This is a genomic window from Sporosarcina sp. E16_8, assembly GCF_017347095.1.
GTDB lineage: Bacteria > Bacillota > Bacilli > Bacillales_A > Planococcaceae > Sporosarcina.
In genome coordinates, this window is the sequence record NZ_JADPRZ010000003.1 from 1 (window position 1) to 18,800 (window position 18,800).

Genomic DNA, 18,800 nt, shown 5'->3' on the forward strand with positions numbered 1-18,800 from the left:
AGGCCTCTTTTCTAGGATTGGTTGTGGTGACTTAATTCTACCAAGAAAAGGTCTTCCTTTTTGCATTTATTCATTTACACAAGATATTTTACACTCTCCTATTGAATCCAAACAGTATATGCACGATTAGTTAAAAGTGATATTCATAACAAGGTTCATCGTGCTTCGTATCCTCAGACCATTTCATACCTACAATAGTAAAGCAGACCTTTTCCAATACCTTTAAAGACCCTTGATTATCAGGACTTGCAGATGCTGTGAGCATTTGTACTTCCACATGATTTCCGGCAATTTCTAAGCAAGGATACGCCGCTTCTGTTGCGAAACCTTTGCCCCAAGACTTTTTACTGAAATGAAAAATTATTTTCCATCACTTAATGAATTCATACAACTAAATCTAGCAATATCTATAATTTCATTAGCTATGTCAAATGTTATTGTTGATTTTGACGAACAAATAAAGGAACACCAAATTGGTTAGTAGTTCCCGTTAAAAGAGTAATTAATGAGGATTAGTTTTCTACTTCGCTTGAAATATCTGTTTGTGAAATGCTGAATATTGTGAAGGACAGTCACGTATTAGTTAGTTCTCATGCTCTTTTATTTGAGTCATTCTATCTATTCTTGTTTCATTTTTAAAATGTACAGCCTCATAATCCTCAATTAGATATGACGTGATTTCCCTCATTGTTTATAGCCAATGACCGAATACTTGTCTATGAATATATCCTGAAATCCATGTTCATTTTGTGGTTATACTCTCGGCATTTCTTCTCTTTCTTTAGGTAAATGAAAAGACCTTTTGAACGGCATAATGTGGGAATAATAACCCCAGGGATTAAGCTATTGCCCTTGGGGTTACTTCATTTACATGTCAAACAAGCTATATAAAAGAACAGAGTCACCGAAATAAACCCTGTACCGCTTGCCGCCACCCAAAATCAATAAAGATCGAACGTAATTAGTTATCAATGATGTTTATATTGTAATTTTCTAGCCACATGTTAATTTGGACTAAGTGGGCTATAAGTTGCGGGCCTGTCATAAGCTGACCGAACCAAGGAACTTTGAATGAGGATCCGTCTGAATCGATGATGTCCTTGACTCTTTGTTTTGAGACGAGCTCTAGTAGTGGAGATGTTTTATTATCTAAAATGTTGTTTAACTTAGTCTTAACTAGGTTCATATATATTTGATGATGTGTTTTAGGATACGGACTCTTTTTCCGGTAAAGAATTTCATTAGGAAGTTCTCCTTCTAAAGCCTTTCGTAATATCCCTTTCTCATGGCCGTTCAGCATTTTCATTTCCCATGGTATGTTCCAAGCATATTCAACAATGCGGTGATCCGCGAATGGAACACGCACTTCTAAACTCGCTCCCATACTCATACGATCTTTTCGCTCCAAAAGCGTTGACATAAACCAAATCATATTTAGATAAGACATTTCCCGGTGCCGCACTTCAAGTTGGGTTTCCCCTCCTAGTCGAGGCACTTCACTAATCGTTTCGTTATAACGATCCCTCACATACCCTTCTAAATCGAGTTTCTTTTGCCAATGAGGAAGCAATAGCTGCTGTCTTTCCGCTTGAGACCTCATCCACGGAAACTCATTTCCATTCATCAATTCTTCTTTATAAAACCATGGATATCCTCCGAAGATTTCGTCTGCACACTCACCAGACAAAGCTACAGTATAATCTTGTTTTATCTGATCGCAAAACCATAACAATGATGAGTCTACGTCTGCCATACCAGGTAAATCTCTCATCATTACTGCTTCTTCTAGCAGGTTTGCCAGCTGATTATTAGTTATAATGGCTGAGTGGTGAATAGAGCCCAAATAGTGTTGCATTTTCTGTATCCATGGTGCATCTTGATCAGGCTGAAAGGAACTCGCTTTGAAATATTGATTGTTCTGCTCGTAGTCAATGGAGTACGTATGAAGGGTTCCGCGTCCCTCTTTTTTAAAAAAATCTGAAGCAAATGAACTTATTGCGCTCGAATCAATGCCTCCAGATAAGAATGTACAAACAGGCACATCAGCAACTAACTGCCGCTCAACAGCATCCTGCACAAGAATTTTTACTTGTTCAGCCGTCTCATCTAACGTATGATGATGCTTTTTACTTTCTACATTCCAATAACGCCAAATTTTCAACCCATTTCTAGTATAAGTCATTGCATGCGCTGGACGAAGTTCATTAATACCGCGAAAGACACCATGACCAGGAGTCCGGGATGGCCCTAATCCAAACACTTCCTGAAACCCCTCTCTGTCCACTTCACTTTTCACTTTAGGATGTGCTAGTATCGCCTTAATCTCTGAACCAAACAATAGTGTTCCATTTTCTTCACGGTAAAATAGAGGTTTAACACCAAGACGATCTCGTGCCATAAAAAGCTGTTCCCTATGTTGATCCCAAACTGTAAATGCAAATATTCCATTTAGATGCTTTACACAATCTTCTCCCCACTCGATATATGCCGTTAGTAACACTTCCGTATCGGAATAAGACTGAAAAGAGTGCCCTCTTTTTATTAATGCCATTCTAATTTCTTCTGTATTATAAAGCTCTCCGTTATATACGACAGTAAAAGTATGACTGTTTTTTTCTTTTGACATCGGCTGTATACCTCCGGCAGGATCAACAACTATTAGCCGTGTATGACCTAGCAAAAGATGGCGCGAACTCCATACATTTGAAGCATCCGGACCTCTCTTCGCCAATGTATTTACCATCTTTTCCACAATGAATACTTGTTGTGTCAAATCTTGATGCCAATCAATCCATCCTGTTATTCCACACACTAGCGATCACTCCTTCTTATTAGAAATTCCCCAATTCTCTTTTTTCACCATTCACCACTTCATTAATATTGCGACATATATTGATCGCGTTCCCATGAGTGTACTTGTATCCTATACATATCCCATTCAAACTCTTTTGCTTCTACAAACCGGTCCAACAAGTGGTTTCCTAGCGCTAGAGTAATCACTTTGTCTGCTTTTAGATTTTTTAGTGCCTCAGCCAAAGTAGCCGGTAAATCAATGATTCCATTTGTTTCCCGCTCTTCTGTTGACATTACATAGATATTTTGATTAATTGTTTCAGGTGGTGTTAATTTATTTTTAATCCCATCTAATCCCGCAGCTAGCAGGACAGCCATGGCTAAATACGGATTTGCAGCAGGGTCAACACTACGAACTTCTACACGTGTACTCATCCCACGTGATGCCGGGATTCGAATAAGTGCACTTCTGTTTCTTGCCGACCAAGCCACATAGCATGGCGCCTCATATCCGGGGACTAACCTTTTATAGGAATTTACAGTAGGGTTTGTTATAGCAGTAAAACCCGGAGCATGTTTCAGAATTCCTGCTACAAAATTTCTTGCAATATCACTTATTTCTAGCGAACCGTTTGGATCATAAAAAGTATTTTCGCCATTTGTGAATAAGCTCAAGTTACAATGCATGCCAGATCCATTAATGCCGAATAATGGTTTAGGCATAAATGTCGCGTGCAGCCTATGTTTGCGAGCAATTGTTTTAACGATAAGCTTAAAGGTTTGTATATCATCACAGGCTCTAATTGCACTTTGATACTTAAAATCAATTTCATGCTGGCCAGGTGCTACTTCATGATGGGAAGCTTCGATTTCAAATCCCATTTCTTCCAGTTCAAATACGATATCACGACGACAAGTTTCTCCTAAGTCAGTTGGTGCAAGATCAAAATAACCGCCATGATCATTCAATTCCAGTAATGGTTCACCCTTGTCATTGAGTTTAAATAAGAAAAATTCAGGCTCAGGACCAACATTGAAATCAGTAAACCCAAGTTCTTTCATTTCGTCCAAAACTCTCTTAAGATTATTTCGAGGGTCACCTTCAAATGGTGTTCCATCTGGATGATATATATCACAGATAAGGCGCGCGATCTTTCCTTTTTCTGTTGAAAAAGGAAAGATCATAAACGTATCTAAATCTGGATATAAATACATATCCGATTCTTCAATACGTACAAATCCTTCAATTGATGAGCCATCAAACATCATTTTATTATCCAATGCTTTTGGCAACTGACTAATCGGAATTTCAACATTTTTAATTGCTCCGAATAAGTCTGTGAATTGCAGGCGAATATACCTTACATTTTGTTCCTTTGCCAATTTTAATACAGATTCTTTGTTCATACTTATCCCCTTCCATTTTGTCTAAAATCATTACCATCATCTATCATGGACCCAATAATATAGATGTCTCTATCCAATTCCCCTTGGCAGATATATGTCGCTTTTCCTCTTTTCCATACGCGTCCATGTTCATCCCAACTTACCGTCAAGTCCCCCCCAGGAAGATGAACGGTAATTGGAAGATGTCTGTCAATCATATGGTTTAATGTGGCAGCCACTACCGCAGCGCAAGCCCCTGTTCCACAAGCCATTGTAATGCCCGATCCTCGTTCCCACACTCGATAATCAATTTCTCGGCTATTTTTGACATGAACAATGCCGACGTTTATTCGATTTGGAAATAAATCGGAATTTTCTATCTCAGGACCTATTTTTTCTAACAAAACTTCATTCACATCATCGACAAACATGATCGCATGTGGATTCCCCATCGATACACAAGTTATGCGATACACTTCACCTTCAAATGAATGCGGTTCATCTATCGCAAACGTAAATGGATCTCCTCGCATCGGTATCTTATTTTTCAATAGTTTGGGTTCTCCCATATCGACAGTTATATACTGCACGTGTTTTTCATTGTCTACATCTAGTTCCACACTCATAACCCCTCCCAGCGTTTCAATTGTAAACGGGGATTTTGTAGCGTACTTTTGATCAAAAAGAATCTTTGCTACACAACGCAATCCATTGCCACAATTCTTCGCCTCCGATCCATCCACGTTAAAAATTCTCATTTGGAAATCTGCTACATCTGAAGAACAGATTAGGATCATGCCGTCAGATCCGATTCCGAAGTTGACATCAGAAACTAGTTGAGCCAGCTGATTATAGTCTTGATAGTCCATTTCAGCTTCTAATTGATTGAAAATAACATAGGAGTTCCCCAATCCATGCATTTTTGTAAACAACAACTTTACCCCCCCTTAAAAGATGAACTTAGATGTACTCAACCTTGCTTTGATTTCAGTGATTACTTGTAGTTCTTCCTCCACTCCTATAGCTTGAAACGTAACTGAAAATCGCACATAGTGTCCGGCATCATCCCATGGAACACTAGATATTAAATGTTCACGTAATAAATAGTGGCTAAACTCTTCCGCAGACTGAAATTGAGGACCGCTTGCAACCGCTTTTGGTATCTTCGTATATAAGAAAAATGATCCGTTCGGTTTTTTAACAGTAAAGCCGCACTCACTTAGTGCTATCGCCAAAAGATCATGACGCCGTGAATATTTCGCAGCAGTAAGTTCTGTAATTTTTGGGTGAGAAAGGGCGAATGCCGCTGCTTTTTGTATGGCGATAAATTGACCAGAATCAACAGTATCCTTCACTGTCTTAAACGCTTTGACAATCTTCAAATTTCCTGCCATAAATCCAATGCGCCACCCTGTCATATTGAATGATTTTGATAAAGAATGAAGCTCTATTCCAACCTCCTTTGCCCCGGGTACAGAAAGGAAGCTTAGTGGCTTTTCATCCTCGAAAACGAGAGCAGCATAAGAGGCATCGTGCACAACGATCAATTGGTTATTCTTTGCAAATTGAACTACTTCCTCGAAGAATTCCGCATTTGCTACAGCTCCTGTTGGGTTGTTGGGATAATTCAAGTAAAGTAGCTTCGCTTTCTTCAGAATACCTTCGTTCAATGAATGTAGTTTTGGCAGATATGAATTTCCCTCCAAAAGCGGCAGATGGACAACTTCTCCTCCGTAGTATTCTGTGTGAGTGCCTAAAATAGGATAACAGGGCGATGGCATAAGTGTAATATCGCCAGGATTGATGAAGGCTGCAGGAAGCATCGCCAAGGCCGACTTTGCCCCAATCAAATGGTTGATTTCTGTTTCTGGGTCAAGATCATCCACTCCAAATACTTGTTTCATATATTTCGCAGCAGCATACTTCAGCTCAACTACCCCATTATCCGCATACATGCGATTTTCAGGCTTCCTTGCTTCTTCTGCTAGTATTTTCACAACTGCTTCATCTGCCATTCCATCAGGCTCACCTACGCCTAGATCAATCAATTCCATGTGAGGGTTTTCTAGCGATGCCTCTTTTTTTATTCTCTTTATTTTTTCGAATTTATAGATTTCCTCTTTTAAGCCAAACTCCGGACCACCTAAACGGTCTGCGAACAACTGTTGTATATATTCAGTTGACATATCCATTCCTCCCAAACATTTAGGCCATCTTGCTCATCGTGGACTCATTGAATTCCATGAACCCCTCCTTACCATCTAGAATCGCCCAACCTAACACTGTACCCGCTCTTCTCTAACTACGATTGGAGAATTTTTCGAGTACGGTTAAGGTTTAATCGACAACTTTATATGATTTAGTGCCTTTTGTATTCGTCAGCGTCGCAATTCCAATAGCAGTGTGTTCGAACTTACACCGATTTTTGTTATCTAGATCCTTGCCATTTGCAACCTTCCTTCACTGCTTGAAATCATTTTCTACTTTTATAATATCGATTTTAAAACGGAATTGATTTAGACTCATTGATTAAACATTTGCACTTTTTATTGGTAATACCAGAAATTCACAATAAAAAAAGCCAAGCATAAGAGCCTGGCGAGTTTAACGAATTTCTGAAGGGTTTTTACCTGTGTACTTTTTAAATTGCCTGCTGAAAAAATGGAGATCGCTATATCCAAGGACACACGCAGCTTCTGTCACCGTCAACCCTGAATAACGGAGTAAATGTTCGGCTCGTTCAATGCGCGAACGAATGATATATGATCTAACCGTATGGCCAATTATTTGTTTAAACTTCAGGGAAAAATATCTTGAAGAAAGATTGGCTCGGGCTGCTAAACTTTCAATTGAATGGTGTTCACTGGGATGTTGCTGAATATAGTTAGCTATTTCCCGAACAGTTTCCAGCAAGCTGTTGCTCGTATTTGCCATTTGCTCTGTCTTTTCTTCTGCTTCTCTCAAAAGATGAATCATTAATTGCTTTAAGATGAGCTTTGCCTCTATTTCCATTCCAAATGATTTTACTAATAACAAGCGAACGTACCTAGTTAAGAGTGATTCAAAGCTCATAGTATTTTCGACTAGCCGATGAGCGGTAGGGACTAATTGTGGTGTTTCAGTTAAGTCAAAATGAATATAGGTCAATACTAGGGGGTTTTGGGGATTATGCGTGGCTGTTGTCATGTCTCCATGTTTAAAAAGAAAACAGTGACCTTTTTGTACATCGTACGGCTTTCCGTTTAATAATAGTGTTCCTTCCCCGCTCCAAACATAAAATAAATCATAATTAGGGAACGGTTTATCCCGTTTTTTCCATTGCCAGGTCGGCTCACATTGAATAGTGGCAAATACCTGTTTCAAAATATATTGTTCTGGATTCAAATCTAACATGTAGCACCCCCTTATTTTCTGAAAACCTTTTTCAGGAATTCTTTAATGACACTCGTCTATCTTCTGTCTACGATGAATCCTATGTAACCATATTCGATAAAACTTGCTAAAATTCCTATCTTTTGAAGATTTTAATATAGTAAAAAAAGGGTAGAAGTCCTTTCCTAAATATACCGAATAAAGCTTCCATGTTCAGATAGCAAGTAGGTCCAGAAATAATTACCCCCTTGGGATGATTGCCACAATGTTTTATAAATAAAAGTATTTTATCAGATGATACGCTAGACGGGAATATAAAGAGTGAAATCAAAGCTGGGCGTGAGCAATATGGTACTATTCTGTCGCCAGATAGGTGAAAAAGAATAGGGATTATAGAGTTTTTTTGTAAATTATTTACAGTTTGCGGATTAGTTATAAATTCTATATCCTGTATTCATAATTAGGCCCTTCTTGCTCTATATCTTCAAACAATTTCATGACTTTAAAAGTAAATCCGGCACCATCTATAATTTCAGTAGATTCTTTATCTTTTACGGCGTACAAAGATAAACCGTTAGTTTTATGACATTTCCTGTATTCTTCGATAATTCGAAGTAACAGATCAACCAAAGCAACTAGAAAAGACTAGGCGTTCCGAGTACAGTTGCTTAAATTGAACGACCCCTACACCGGGTCCGAGATATTTTGATCTATATGCACGCGACAGGATTATCGACAAGGGTGGCTCGAGGAGGAATGTACTGGAATTCCTCCCCAAACCTGTCGTGATCAGTTTAGCCGAAAGCGAGCGGGAAAATTACTCGTCCAAATGAAGACTTTTGCGCCTACCTTCTCAGTATCTTATGCAAGTGAATGGTTAATGAACAGACGTGTACTTCATTAAATTTCACTTATTTTTTTATCCCCAATCATAAACGTCAGGATGATCATCATCACATACAGCGACATTATTATGCCAAACGTATAATGATGGTTCGTGGTACCGTCGTAAACAACTGCAATCGCAAGTGGCAATAATCCCCCAATAATGAAACCGCCTGTTTGCATCATTGCAGTCCATGAACTAGCCTCCTCAGCAGTCTTTGTCTCGTCAAGTGGTAAAAGAAGTGCTATGGGGAATAAACCGCCAAGTGGTATGCCCATGATGAATGCACCTACCCACATAAGTGGATGGATCCCCGTCCAGAACAGCACGACTGCGAGCATACCAGCAATGAGCATTAGCAATAGCCAAAACTTTCGTGCTGGAAAACGCTCCATCAGCAACGGAAGGAGTATGTTTAAAAAAATTTGGACAGTCGTCATGATACTAAGGAGCGTTCCCGCCTGCAGCAATGTCATTCCCGCGGAAATCGCAATGGGAGCGAGCCATGTAATAATTGAAAAAAATGCAGATGACTGCAAACCGAAGAATAGTAAGAATAGCCATGCCTTCCGTGTTTGCCATGGGGACCTCATCTTTTTCTGTTTACCCTTCACGACAACAGAATCGAGTTGCCGTACCTCCATATTCCCTTTCATCGCAAAAAACCATGCAACTAGACCAAGTAATGCCAGCACCGACCAAATACTAAGTGCAAACAAGTATGAACCTGTTCTATCAAAAAATACGGCGGTCAATCCTGCACTAGCTGCAGACCCGACCCCCATCCCGAATGAATAAATTCCGATGACGGATGCCGCACGCTCCGGGAAATACTGCTTGATCATTGCAGAGAGAAGCGGCCCGATTACTGCGATAGCTATACCTATAAGCAATGCCGTCCCGATTAGAAGTAGAAAACTGGAAATGAATCCCCGTAATGCGGTCATTAGTCCGATTAGAATTAGCATCGTATAGATTGTACGCTTTAATCCAAATTTCCGGTTCAATACTGGAGCCATTGAGGCAAAAATACCCATACAAATGACCGGAACCGCCGTTAAGAGACTCACCTGTGCATTAGAAAGCGTTAACTGCTCACGGATCGTTTCAAGCATGGGGCCAATCGATGTAATGGCTGGCCTCATATTAATGGATATCGCAAATATCGCAAAAATAATAAGAAATGCGTTTTGATTAGTTACTTTTTTAGACATTTACTCGTTCCTTTCTTTCAGTAAAAAAATGGCTCTGGGCGTTCATTTGTGAGGGAAACAGCGACTTCAAAATAAATTAGTGTGTGGTGCTCAATCACATCACATATCCGAATGAAAACAAAAACTATCACCAGGGTGTCTGGTTTTCATTCTATCACTTTATGAGAGTAGTGTTTCAAATAGTGCCATGTATGTATAGCTAACCGGATTATTTATCCAATATTGAAAAATCTAGTATGAATTCCGCCATTACCGTTACCAATCCCCTCTCAGTGTTATACAGGAGGAATTCCAACTTATTTCATTGCTCGAAACTTCGCTTTTCAAACTTATATGCTGAAACCTTATAATCAATAAATGCACCAATGAATCCAAACGGTATTCCGCCTGCCGATGTTGAAAGTAAGGTAATAAAAAGATCTATCTTTCCTACTTTTTGATACAAAAAATAGAACACTAAAACGGTTCCAATTGCTGTGAATAGCACTGTAAAATAATATGTTATATTCACACTTTCTTCCTCTCCCGTCGATTTCTCACTCATACCATGCCCTCATTTCTTAGAACAACAATAATGTAGTTTTATTATTCACTTATTATTATTGTTTCAATCAATTTAGGTATGATTTCCGTATTATCCTTTCTCATTAATACGCGCATGGATGTCCTGCAAGTTTTCGATTAATAAATGATCAGCAATCTTGGATATTTCAAAAGTCGGGTTTATATAACCGCTCCTACAGGTATTTTAAAATTTTCTCCCTTTACTCCCCACAGTTGTCCAATCGCTTTTCACTTAAAATTCATATGTTATAAATGTAAGCCAAGCTTAACAAAACCAGAAAGGAGGTCTTGAAGATGGAGAATTATTCAAATAAAAAGCATTGCTCATGTGATAAGTGTGAGCAGAATAAAAAGGATGAGAAACAAAAGGAAGTTGTCAATCACTGTAAGGGGTGCATTTGTGATCAATTACGACACTTACAAATGAATACTACAGTGAATGTATACTTGGCAGGTTTTAATGAGTTAGGAGCATTAGTTTTTCTTAGCCTTGACGAGGAGACTTGCTGTGCGCTCTTTAGCGATCCAGCAGTACCTGGTACAGTTGTCATTGTAGATTGCCGAAGCATTCAAGCTATTCGGATAGCGTAGTTGTAGACTGAGTTATAAGGGGGACCTCTGTGTTTATGAAAGAGGTCTTTTTCAATTCACAAACAATTCACTCGATAGATCAATCAACGGAAAGTGCATTCAAAATCACGTCTAGTTATTCCTATAATATGCCCAATTTCATTTGTTTCGTATTATTGATTCACTGTTTATTTGACCGCCCGAGTTTCAGTCCAAGAAAATAAATGGTTCATCACACTAAAATGAATTCATACATATTCTATAAACATGTGCCAACAAAGCATATTTGACATCATCTATGGAAGGATGTAGTTATGAGTTCAAATATTGATTACACTTCACCAACTACGCAGTTCACTTTTGACGTGAATGACAGTTTGAATTTCCAAAAAGACAATCAAAACTTTATTAATGTGTTAGGTATCAACCAATTAAACACACTAGAAAATGTGTCCTTACTTGATATTTTTCTTAGCGACGGCAATGTCGTCGAACCACATTACCACCAACATGCTGCAGAGCTAGTTTATTGTATTTCTGGAGCTTGTACTGTATCATTTTTGAATCCTTTTACAAAAGAAATTCAAAATTACCCCATCACACCTGGGCGAGTTGCTAATGTGCCTCAAGGATGGTGGCATTATATAGTGGCTACAGCTGATAACACTCACTTTTTAGGAATCTTTGATGCACCAACCCCGGAAGTAATTCTAGGCTCGGACCTCTTAAAATTAACTCCGGCAAATATCATGGCGCACACCTATTGCATGGATGAGAGTCAATGGAAAATAGCAATTGCCCCCGTAAAATCAGCTACATTTATTGGACCGCCTATAGACTGCAACAAGGAAAATGTTAGCACCTCATATGAAGATTCAAATTATATAGACCCATACAGCGACCAACTGTATCCATATACTTATCAAAACTTACCGACCTCTCGCCACAAAAAATAACTGTGATAAAGATTGCTGATTAATTTCAGTGGTCTTTATCACAGTTATCTCATCGCTTTATGGTCGTACAGCATAATTAATAGTTTTTATACTGTTTTCCGTTTGCGTCTGTGGTACTATCATTTAATACGTGATGAAAGGAACTAAGCCATGATCAAATTAATACAGTTGATCAGGTCAATACCGAGCTTGTAGGGCGTGCAGCGACACCCCTTGACGCGCCTTGCAAGCTCGGTTTTTCAAGGGAGCTAATCCATATGAAAAACCGTTCCAAAGCCTATACTCGTCATCAGCGAGAGAGAATCATTCAAAGAAAATGGGCGATTCTAAAAGATGCTCTTCAACGAGAGGGCGACTCAATGCCGGTGCGTGGGACATTAAGCAAAGGAAAAGTCCATTGTTCTTGTAGAATGTGCCGCTTTGAGCAGTATCATGGCATTCCAAAGTCTAAACATAAATCACAATGGGAAGCGATGAAGAAGGAAATAGACGACTAAGTCTATTTCTTTTTTAATGGCTTTTTTTATTTCGCATTACTTGGCTGCTATCAAATACTTCTATGTTTAATGATTTCCTTGTCCTCCAATACTGTTGCTATATCACCAGATGACTGTGCTATAGACTGCTGATTATTTGTAATTAGTGATTTTTTTGTTTGGACTGCCCATCAACCAGCTAATGATTCTACCCATTTCTTCGTACCTCGATCACGATTGTGTTCTAAGATAAATTTCTGTCGATGCAATGGGAACAAGGCCGAGCACGTTGTCGATTGTAAAAGTCAGCTCGGATCCTCTGTGATGATAATATGCGCGGAACGATACCTCACCCACCTGCAGTACATCGATTCTCGGTTCGCTAACGGTTCCGCCTCTTGCCGTGTGTAGCATATCTAGTGACTCTTTATATTCCATCGACCTCATTAATTGATTACGAACACTCGATTCCTCCTTTCGGTTCAGTGCTCAGAACAAGCATGAGTATTTCAAGCAAATAAAAAGCCCCTATTTTTCTAGGGATTTCCCGTTATCTACCACTATCTTTTGTCTCCAACAAAACTATTATCTTATCTAATTTTCGATTAATATTTATGCAGTATTGAGTTTTTTTCTTTTCATTATTTGACCACTTTCTAATCGATACCGCCAAGCTAACGAACAAAATAAAAGTTGATGTAACTAAAATGCCACCCATATTCACGTTATTCATATTCTCTACGTGATTTACTTTATACATTTTTTTCATACTACCCTCCTATTTATTTAGTAAGCACGTGATCTTTCGAGCCTCATGCTAGTAATCTATTTCCCCCACCAGCTCATAAAAAACACCTTTCACTATCTGTTTTATTTTCATTTTAAAAAACTAACTAATCCTGTTAGTTGAATAAGAACAGAGCCAAGTACTTTATTCTATTATTCGGCTCTCTTAATTTGAATACCTCTTTAATTCAACAAATACAGCGCCCATTTAGAGAATATTCAAAGTTCATCATTCACCTGGCATCCGAATAATTCCAAACATATGTAAGAAGTCGTCCGACAATACTTTGTTTTCTTGATATATATAAGTTTGCGGTTGTGACATTGTAAATCTTTAACTGAGTTTCACGTATAATTTAAGAAATGCGCCTAACATTGCACACAGTTTTCCATAAAAATATAGTCTTTTATAATAATCAATAATAGCTTAGAGTTACTAATCAAGGCATGATGAAGTTCATTCCTTGAACAAATGCAAAAAATTCATGTTTGAGAGAGGTAGTTAAATGAAAATCGATTCACCAAAAATACCAAACGAATTACCTACAATCAATTTCCAAGATATTTTTTATCAAGAAGATCCAGAACTTGAAATGTGCATAATTAATGATTCCTTTTTTTCTAATGAAGTGTTGCATAGAGTGCGATTATCTAAAATGTCCTTAAAAAATTGTAGGTTTAACAATACTAATTTCAGTAATATCGACATTACTGATGTCATTTTTGATAACTGCGATTTTTCAAATGCTAATTTGAATAGTTCTTCTATACATAGGGCTGTATTTAAGAATTGCAAATTATTAGGTGTGGATTTTACAGAGTCTCGCTTTGGCAATGTTGAGTTTGATAATTCTTCACTGAACTTGGCATCATTCGGAAATTCAAAACTAGAAAAAGTTAAATTTCAAGACACATCATTAGTAAGTTCTGATTTTTATGATTGTATATTTAAGAACGTTGAATTTAAATTATGCAACATAAACAGTACAAACTTTGAAAAAACACCACTAAAGGGGATTGATATTAGTAATTCTACTTTTGAATCAATTACAGTATCACCGGAAGATCTTAAAGGCTGCAAAGTGAATTCTTTCCAGGCAATTCAATTTGCTTCTCAATTTGGTCTAATAGTTACTGATTAAATTCACCTTTTTCCGTTAATGGATAAACAAAAAGAACGCCCTGGTATGGACGTTCCTGTTAATCGCTTAATGCATACAGTTATTTATTTTTTATATAGTCCATACCTTGCGTTGTTATTGCTAAAACAAGATTATCTGACCCTTGCCCGCTATCTACGGCGTATTCTTTTTCGATAAGGTATTCAATAGCCATTTTGCTATTTACGTCAGCATTTATCATTGCTTTGGGCAATTTATAACTTCCGCCATTATTAGCAAAATGATAATCGTAAAGACTTCGTAATAGTATATCCGATAGTTTATTTCTTTCTTCATTAATCATAACTAATCCCTCACCCTTTCTCAATCTATTATCCATTTTACATAAAGAAAGGGTAGGGTTCGCCTTTAATGCTCAGAATACGGTTCAATTGCCATCCGATATGGCACACACACATCCTCAATCGTGATGTGTCCCATTTCGATTAGAGATTTCTATATGTCACTCGGTTCCTTCTTGACTACTTTGTTAGCGGGTCATTAATAGAATATATCAAGCCGGTTCACATTCTGCTTCTTGGTAAATGCTAGCGCCAAGTGAGTAGTCGCAGATACTTGGTTCCTTGTGTCCGTTGCTATGTCAATAGGAAGGATATCATCGTCACTTGGTAGTTCGTCCAATCGATTGAAATGGTTCATATAGTAAACGTTATCGCCCATACCATTGACTTTTCCACAGTACAACGAACTTCAATAAACCTCGTCAATTTTCTCCTCCACATTGACAACCACTTCAACTATATCCCTACTAGCAAACGTTCCTTTCTTTGGCAGCATTTCAAAAATAGTAGGTTGCTTCACCACAGTTATCACTCCTTTTCAAAATTCTGTGTGTACCGCAATTGCTGGTGAATATACGGATCATCCTCATTACCGCTGGACATCAGCCAATCGCCAGTGCATCTCTCGACGTCTTTCAATACCTCAAACGGTAATTAAGGTATAAGCCTTGATTATTTTCTGATATGCTGGCACGTGATTCACACCTTCGCTTGATGGTCGAAATATGCCTTAAAACTAGTTAAATTGGGTGGTAGCCGTCAATCATGTTGATTGTTTATCCCGTATAATTTTTCTTGAACTAGTGAACCATATGATTAAAATGATTAAGGAGTTTTAATATGAAAACTAGTGTGATCAAAGAATTGAATACCTTCCTTGGAGGAAACTATATGGCCATACAAGCCTACGAAAGATACATTCATCACATCGAAGATCCAATTATTAAACAGACCCTCCAAAAAATCCAGAAAGATCATAAACAACATGCAATGGTGATTGCAGAGAGAATACAAAATCTTGGGGGTATACCTGTTGATGATGTAGGTTTTAAGGGTACTATTGCTGAAATTGTAAACAATCTCAAGGGCTCGTCCAACGATTCCACCTTTATTTTGAAAGATGCCCTAAAGGGAGAAGATAAAGGCATAGAAATATCTAAGGAACTTGTAAAAGGCGACTTAGACCCCAAAAGCTTAGAACTTGTTAATGATATTTTGAATCACGATCAAAAACATGTCAACATATTAAAAGAGCTTATTCTTCAAAAGGGATAGTGTAGGATTTTCATTTCGGTATTTATTTGCGATGGTTACGCATGATGCGTCTACTGCCAAATACTTCTACGTTTATAGATTGTCTAGTTCGCAAACACTAGCTATATCAAACGATGACTGTGATAAAGACTGCTGATTATTTGTAATCAGTGGTCTTTTTTTCTTATTGCGAACTAATTTTCTTCTCTTTAAAGCCAGACAGGCACTTGAAAACTCCATAGTTAATATGATGTATTGAAGGAGTGATGACTATGCCATGGCATCAAAAAATCGGATATTTAATCGGTCAACCTGTTGGAATTTCATTAACAAATGGGCAAGGAGCTTCGGGGGTTTTGTGCGGAACATCTAACGGGAAACTTCTTGTAGTTGAATACTTATATCAAGCACAATTCGCTTTAAAAAAATACGATTTTCATATGATTCAGGATATAAATGGATTTCCATCTTGTCAGAACCAAGGACCATTATATTAATGTCATCGTCCCTCTAAAAAAGAGGGTTTTTTTATTGCATAGATAATTATAAAACCTCTTACTGTGGATAAGTTGTAACTTAGACATTTCACGTCCAGACTCAAGTGCCTAGAGGCTCGGAAGCCCACAGGATGTGGGTCATGCAGGCGTGAGCGATTGAACTGCATCCCTCCTTATTGCCGCAGGACGTGGCGTACTTAGACTTCCTTCCATTTATCGCTATTCTACGAGTGGGAAGTAAGTCTGTTTATAATGTTTCGACGGATTAAAAGCCCAATCCAAGACAGGAAAGGGCTTCTATGCGTTATTCTGCGCATTGGACACGGATAATATTCGATACAGGCATGCGATCCGTTCCGAACGGTCCGTCAATCATGACACACATTGACTGCACATTAATTTCTTTTATGACCCCGCTATGCAAAATGATTTTACCTTTATCCCAGGACTTTACGAATGTTAGGCATTTCCTTTTATATGCCACTTCTACTTCCTCTTGTATGGATTGCAGATCAAAATCGCTTAGTTTAGGATGTTCTTCGTAATTATCTTCTTTCAACCATTTCCGGAGCTCCACAATGTGTACAGGGAGCATCAAAGCAGTCCACTTTTTTGTTCCGCGATCACGTTTTTTTTCTAACACCTCATTTGACGCTCACAATATTATTCATATTGATTTTTATATTATCATAACCTACATGCATCGACAAAAATCCTCGTTGGCCTTCGATTTCTTTAACGACTCCTCTAACTGACTCATACCTCTTGTGAGCATATATCGTAATTTCAACTTCAACGCCGAATTCTTTAGATTCGCCGATTCTTTCGCCTATCTCAAGAAAGTCGGTTTCTGTTAATTTTGGCCCTGCCACAACCTTTGATTTTGGTGGTTTCGGAATTGCCGTCATTTTCATCTTCCTTTCAGATTTGGATTTTCTATCTTAGCGAATTTCACATGAATTAATTCTTCTTTTAGATTGCGCAATCTTACGTTCATATAGCGCCTTGTGTCTTCGTGACCATTGTGGATGAATTTGTATTCAGTAAATGTGCCGTCATTTCCGCCTTTAATAACTCGCATGTTGTTACTTTTTACATAGTTATTCGTTTGTTATAGTTCGAGGCGAGGGGTCTTTAATGTACCTTTTATAAAATTGATGTTTGGTCCCTTTAATTTGAACGGGCCATTTTTTATTGCTTCAAGATCCCGCTCTAAAACACCGATGATTATCGGCAAGTAAATCGCGTTCTCGAAATATGAAAGGGCTGCTTCTGAAATTTGAAACACGACTTAGATCACCATGTTTTCTTAAGATTTGACGGGAACGAGCACGAGTATGTTATCAATTGTATAAGTACATTTGGATTGGCGCAGTAAACAGTATGCACGGAATGATACCTCACCTACTTGGAGTACATTAATTCTTTGCTTGCAGATTGTATCGTCCTTTGCTATATACATTATATTCAACAGACGTAATTAATCCACTAAGCACACTTGTTCCCTACACTTCATTAGCATATAGAACTATCGTTCTCATTGCAAGTGGATAGTAGAAATTATTAACTATTACCAAATAAGCTTTGCCCCTGAAGGTCACGGATGACCACTTCTACATTTCTCAAAATACGTTAAGTGTTTCTGTTGTCCGCTACCCCATTGAAATTTCCGTTAATTTTTTCCTCCTTGATGTTTGATAAAGTGTAATATAGGTTATTGTAAAGACTATAGCAAAAAATTAAACTACTAAATAGGAGATGGACAGTATGAGTTTCATTTGGTTTTTAATTATTGGCGGGATTATCGGTTGGCTTGCAGGTATGATTTTAGGTAAAGATATCCCAGGTGGAATTATTGGTAATATTATTGCTGGTATTATAGGTGCGTGGATTGGTGGAATGTTACTTGGAAGTTGGGGTCCTAAAATTTCTGATTTCTACATAATCCCTGCTTTCATTGGTGCGATTATACTTGTGTTCATTTTGAGCCTTATTATGAAATCAATGCGTAAAGGTTCGTAATGGTAAATAGTTCTTTCAGTTTATTTCTATATGTTTAAGTGAATCTTATGTATGCAACAATAAATGGTGACTGTCTATATAATAGATAAAGCAACCTACACAGAAAATGTGGACAGGTTGCTTTTTCTTTGTTCATATTTACTATTCACGTTTATCAACAATAATTTTTAGCGCAAACGCTTGTCAGCCTTTAAATTCGTTACCCATTTAGTTGCAATCGCACCATCTTAAATTGCGCTGGATAAGAACTGCTCTTAAGCCGTTTTAATCGTTGCTGAACTTGGTTATTCAGCTCTTTCAATTTAGCTTCCAATCCATTCTTTGACCGACCGAGTACGACCTTCTTCAATGATTCTATGCGGACAAATCTTTCCACTCCACAATTCAGCGGAATGGTCGCTTTTCATTTAATCCAGATACAGCCAATTTTTGCTAATTCATTATAATTATTGTAACATGGTATTATTACCCATTAGGAGGGTTCCATTGAAAAAGTTAAATGTCATAAATCCTAGCCTTCTAAGTACCGTTAACTATAGATGGTATCAACGAGGGTGGTTTA

19 protein-coding genes and 2 pseudogenes are annotated in these 18,800 nt (G+C 38.0%); 7 read left to right on the forward strand and 14 right to left on the reverse strand.

The window, feature by feature from the left end; translation table 11 throughout:
* Positions 1–130 precede the first annotated feature (130 nt).
* The 8 genes from I2484_RS21925 to I2484_RS03345 form a co-directional block, all read right to left on the reverse strand.
* Positions 131–364, reverse strand: a complete 234-nt coding sequence (locus tag I2484_RS21925) for a GNAT family N-acetyltransferase (protein WP_207149883.1) — start codon at positions 362–364, stop codon at positions 131–133.
* Positions 365–961: 597 nt separating this feature from the next.
* Entirely contained in the window at positions 962–2,812 is a 1,851-nt protein-coding gene (gene asnB / locus I2484_RS03315; protein ID WP_207149607.1) for an asparagine synthase (glutamine-hydrolyzing), read from the reverse strand.
* A 62-nt stretch (positions 2,813–2,874) separates the two neighbouring features.
* Complete coding sequence (glnA, locus tag I2484_RS03320; protein ID WP_207149608.1) at positions 2,875–4,200, reverse strand: type I glutamate--ammonia ligase; 1,326 nt, start codon at positions 4,198–4,200, stop codon at positions 2,875–2,877.
* A gap of 2 nt (positions 4,201–4,202) precedes the next feature.
* Positions 4,203–5,114: a diaminopimelate epimerase gene (gene dapF / locus I2484_RS03325; protein WP_275956870.1), complete on the reverse strand. Its 912-nt coding sequence runs from the start codon at positions 5,112–5,114 to the stop codon at positions 4,203–4,205.
* 12 nt (positions 5,115–5,126) lie between these two features.
* The gene (locus I2484_RS03330; protein WP_207149609.1) at positions 5,127–6,365 is read right to left on the reverse strand and encodes an LL-diaminopimelate aminotransferase; all 1,239 of its coding nucleotides are present in this window, start codon (positions 6,363–6,365) and stop codon (positions 5,127–5,129) included.
* A gap of 418 nt (positions 6,366–6,783) precedes the next feature.
* Positions 6,784–7,572 carry an AraC family transcriptional regulator gene (locus I2484_RS03335; protein WP_207149610.1) on the reverse strand — a complete coding sequence of 263 codons (789 nt, stop codon included), beginning with the start codon at positions 7,570–7,572 and terminating at the stop codon, positions 6,784–6,786.
* Positions 7,573–8,451: 879 nt separating this feature from the next.
* Complete coding sequence (locus I2484_RS03340) at positions 8,452–9,651, reverse strand: MFS transporter (RefSeq protein WP_207149611.1); 1,200 nt, start codon at positions 9,649–9,651, stop codon at positions 8,452–8,454.
* Positions 9,652–9,952: 301 nt separating this feature from the next.
* The gene (locus tag I2484_RS03345; RefSeq protein WP_207149612.1) at positions 9,953–10,195 is read right to left on the reverse strand and encodes a hypothetical protein; all 243 of its coding nucleotides are present in this window, start codon (positions 10,193–10,195) and stop codon (positions 9,953–9,955) included.
* A 314-nt stretch (positions 10,196–10,509) separates the two neighbouring features.
* Here I2484_RS03345 and I2484_RS03350 point away from each other — a divergent pair, with 314 nt between their 5' ends.
* From I2484_RS03350 to I2484_RS03360, 3 genes are all read left to right on the forward strand, one after another.
* Positions 10,510–10,806 (forward strand): hydrolase, encoded by a 297-nt coding sequence (locus I2484_RS03350; RefSeq protein ID WP_207149613.1) that lies wholly within the window; start codon positions 10,510–10,512, stop codon positions 10,804–10,806.
* 293 nt (positions 10,807–11,099) lie between these two features.
* Entirely contained in the window at positions 11,100–11,741 is a 642-nt protein-coding gene (locus I2484_RS03355; protein WP_207149614.1) for a cupin domain-containing protein, read from the forward strand.
* A 257-nt stretch (positions 11,742–11,998) separates the two neighbouring features.
* The gene (locus tag I2484_RS03360) at positions 11,999–12,238 is read left to right on the forward strand and encodes a hypothetical protein (RefSeq protein WP_207149615.1); all 240 of its coding nucleotides are present in this window, start codon (positions 11,999–12,001) and stop codon (positions 12,236–12,238) included.
* 529 nt (positions 12,239–12,767) lie between these two features.
* On the opposite strand, the gene I2484_RS03365 is transcribed toward I2484_RS03360, so the two are convergent.
* Positions 12,768–12,986 carry a DUF4083 family protein gene (locus I2484_RS03365; RefSeq protein ID WP_207149616.1) on the reverse strand — a complete coding sequence of 73 codons (219 nt, stop codon included), beginning with the start codon at positions 12,984–12,986 and terminating at the stop codon, positions 12,768–12,770.
* Between the two features lie 523 nt (positions 12,987–13,509).
* On the opposite strand from I2484_RS03365, the gene I2484_RS03370 reads away from it, so the two are divergent.
* Complete coding sequence (locus tag I2484_RS03370) at positions 13,510–14,145, forward strand: pentapeptide repeat-containing protein (protein ID WP_207149617.1); 636 nt, start codon at positions 13,510–13,512, stop codon at positions 14,143–14,145.
* Positions 14,146–14,224: 79 nt separating this feature from the next.
* Here the strand turns inward: I2484_RS03370 and I2484_RS03375 are convergent, their stop codons facing one another.
* A complete protein-coding gene (locus I2484_RS03375; RefSeq protein WP_207149618.1) occupies positions 14,225–14,467 on the reverse strand; it encodes a hypothetical protein in 243 nt (80 codons plus the stop codon).
* Between the two features lie 526 nt (positions 14,468–14,993).
* A pseudogene (locus I2484_RS21795) lies at positions 14,994–15,107 on the reverse strand (DUF6877 family protein); the annotation flags it as partial.
* Between the two features lie 198 nt (positions 15,108–15,305).
* On the opposite strand from I2484_RS21795, the gene I2484_RS03380 reads away from it, so the two are divergent.
* Complete coding sequence (locus I2484_RS03380) at positions 15,306–15,740, forward strand: ferritin-like domain-containing protein (protein WP_207149619.1); 435 nt, start codon at positions 15,306–15,308, stop codon at positions 15,738–15,740.
* A gap of 251 nt (positions 15,741–15,991) precedes the next feature.
* Positions 15,992–16,216 carry a hypothetical protein gene (locus I2484_RS03385; RefSeq protein WP_207149620.1) on the forward strand — a complete coding sequence of 75 codons (225 nt, stop codon included), beginning with the start codon at positions 15,992–15,994 and terminating at the stop codon, positions 16,214–16,216.
* A 304-nt stretch (positions 16,217–16,520) separates the two neighbouring features.
* Here I2484_RS03385 and I2484_RS03390 read toward each other — a convergent pair whose 3' ends face one another.
* The 3 genes and pseudogenes from I2484_RS03390 to I2484_RS21930 form a co-directional block, all read right to left on the reverse strand.
* Positions 16,521–16,859 (reverse strand): YolD-like family protein, encoded by a 339-nt coding sequence (locus tag I2484_RS03390; RefSeq protein ID WP_207149621.1) that lies wholly within the window; start codon positions 16,857–16,859, stop codon positions 16,521–16,523.
* A gap of 1 nt (position 16,860) precedes the next feature.
* Positions 16,861–17,124: a YolD-like family protein gene (locus tag I2484_RS03395; protein WP_207149622.1), complete on the reverse strand. Its 264-nt coding sequence runs from the start codon at positions 17,122–17,124 to the stop codon at positions 16,861–16,863.
* A gap of 2 nt (positions 17,125–17,126) precedes the next feature.
* Positions 17,127–17,504 (reverse strand): annotated as a pseudogene (locus tag I2484_RS21930) (YhjD family protein).
* A 479-nt stretch (positions 17,505–17,983) separates the two neighbouring features.
* On the opposite strand from I2484_RS21930, the gene I2484_RS03405 reads away from it, so the two are divergent.
* Positions 17,984–18,238, forward strand: coding sequence for a GlsB/YeaQ/YmgE family stress response membrane protein (locus tag I2484_RS03405; RefSeq protein ID WP_207149623.1), 255 nt, complete (start codon positions 17,984–17,986; stop codon positions 18,236–18,238).
* The last annotated feature ends 562 nt before the right edge of the window (positions 18,239–18,800 follow it).

Bases quoted from the DNA above. Each gene is read 5' to 3' on its own strand.
- glnA (WP_207149608.1), bottom strand. From the start codon at position 4,200: ATGAACAAAGAATCTGTATTAAAATTGGCAAAGGAACAAAATGTAAGG.
- I2484_RS03330 (WP_207149609.1), bottom strand. From the start codon at position 6,365: ATGTCAACTGAATATATACAACAGTTGTTCGCAGACCGTTTAGGTGGT.
- I2484_RS03335 (WP_207149610.1), bottom strand. From the start codon at position 7,572: ATGTTAGATTTGAATCCAGAACAATATATTTTGAAACAGGTATTTGCC.
- I2484_RS03340 (WP_207149611.1), bottom strand. From the start codon at position 9,651: ATGTCTAAAAAAGTAACTAATCAAAACGCATTTCTTATTATTTTTGCG.
- I2484_RS03345 (WP_207149612.1), bottom strand. From the start codon at position 10,195: ATGAGTGAGAAATCGACGGGAGAGGAAGAAAGTGTGAATATAACATAT.
- I2484_RS03350 (WP_207149613.1), top strand. From the start codon at position 10,510: ATGGAGAATTATTCAAATAAAAAGCATTGCTCATGTGATAAGTGTGAG.
- I2484_RS03355 (WP_207149614.1), top strand. From the start codon at position 11,100: ATGAGTTCAAATATTGATTACACTTCACCAACTACGCAGTTCACTTTT.
- I2484_RS03360 (WP_207149615.1), top strand. From the start codon at position 11,999: ATGAAAAACCGTTCCAAAGCCTATACTCGTCATCAGCGAGAGAGAATC.
- I2484_RS03365 (WP_207149616.1), bottom strand. From the start codon at position 12,986: ATGAAAAAAATGTATAAAGTAAATCACGTAGAGAATATGAATAACGTG.
- I2484_RS03370 (WP_207149617.1), top strand. From the start codon at position 13,510: ATGAAAATCGATTCACCAAAAATACCAAACGAATTACCTACAATCAAT.
- I2484_RS03375 (WP_207149618.1), bottom strand. From the start codon at position 14,467: ATGATTAATGAAGAAAGAAATAAACTATCGGATATACTATTACGAAGT.
- I2484_RS03380 (WP_207149619.1), top strand. From the start codon at position 15,306: ATGAAAACTAGTGTGATCAAAGAATTGAATACCTTCCTTGGAGGAAAC.
- I2484_RS03385 (WP_207149620.1), top strand. From the start codon at position 15,992: ATGCCATGGCATCAAAAAATCGGATATTTAATCGGTCAACCTGTTGGA.
- I2484_RS03395 (WP_207149622.1), bottom strand. From the start codon at position 17,124: ATGACGGCAATTCCGAAACCACCAAAATCAAAGGTTGTGGCAGGGCCA.
- I2484_RS03405 (WP_207149623.1), top strand. From the start codon at position 17,984: ATGAGTTTCATTTGGTTTTTAATTATTGGCGGGATTATCGGTTGGCTT.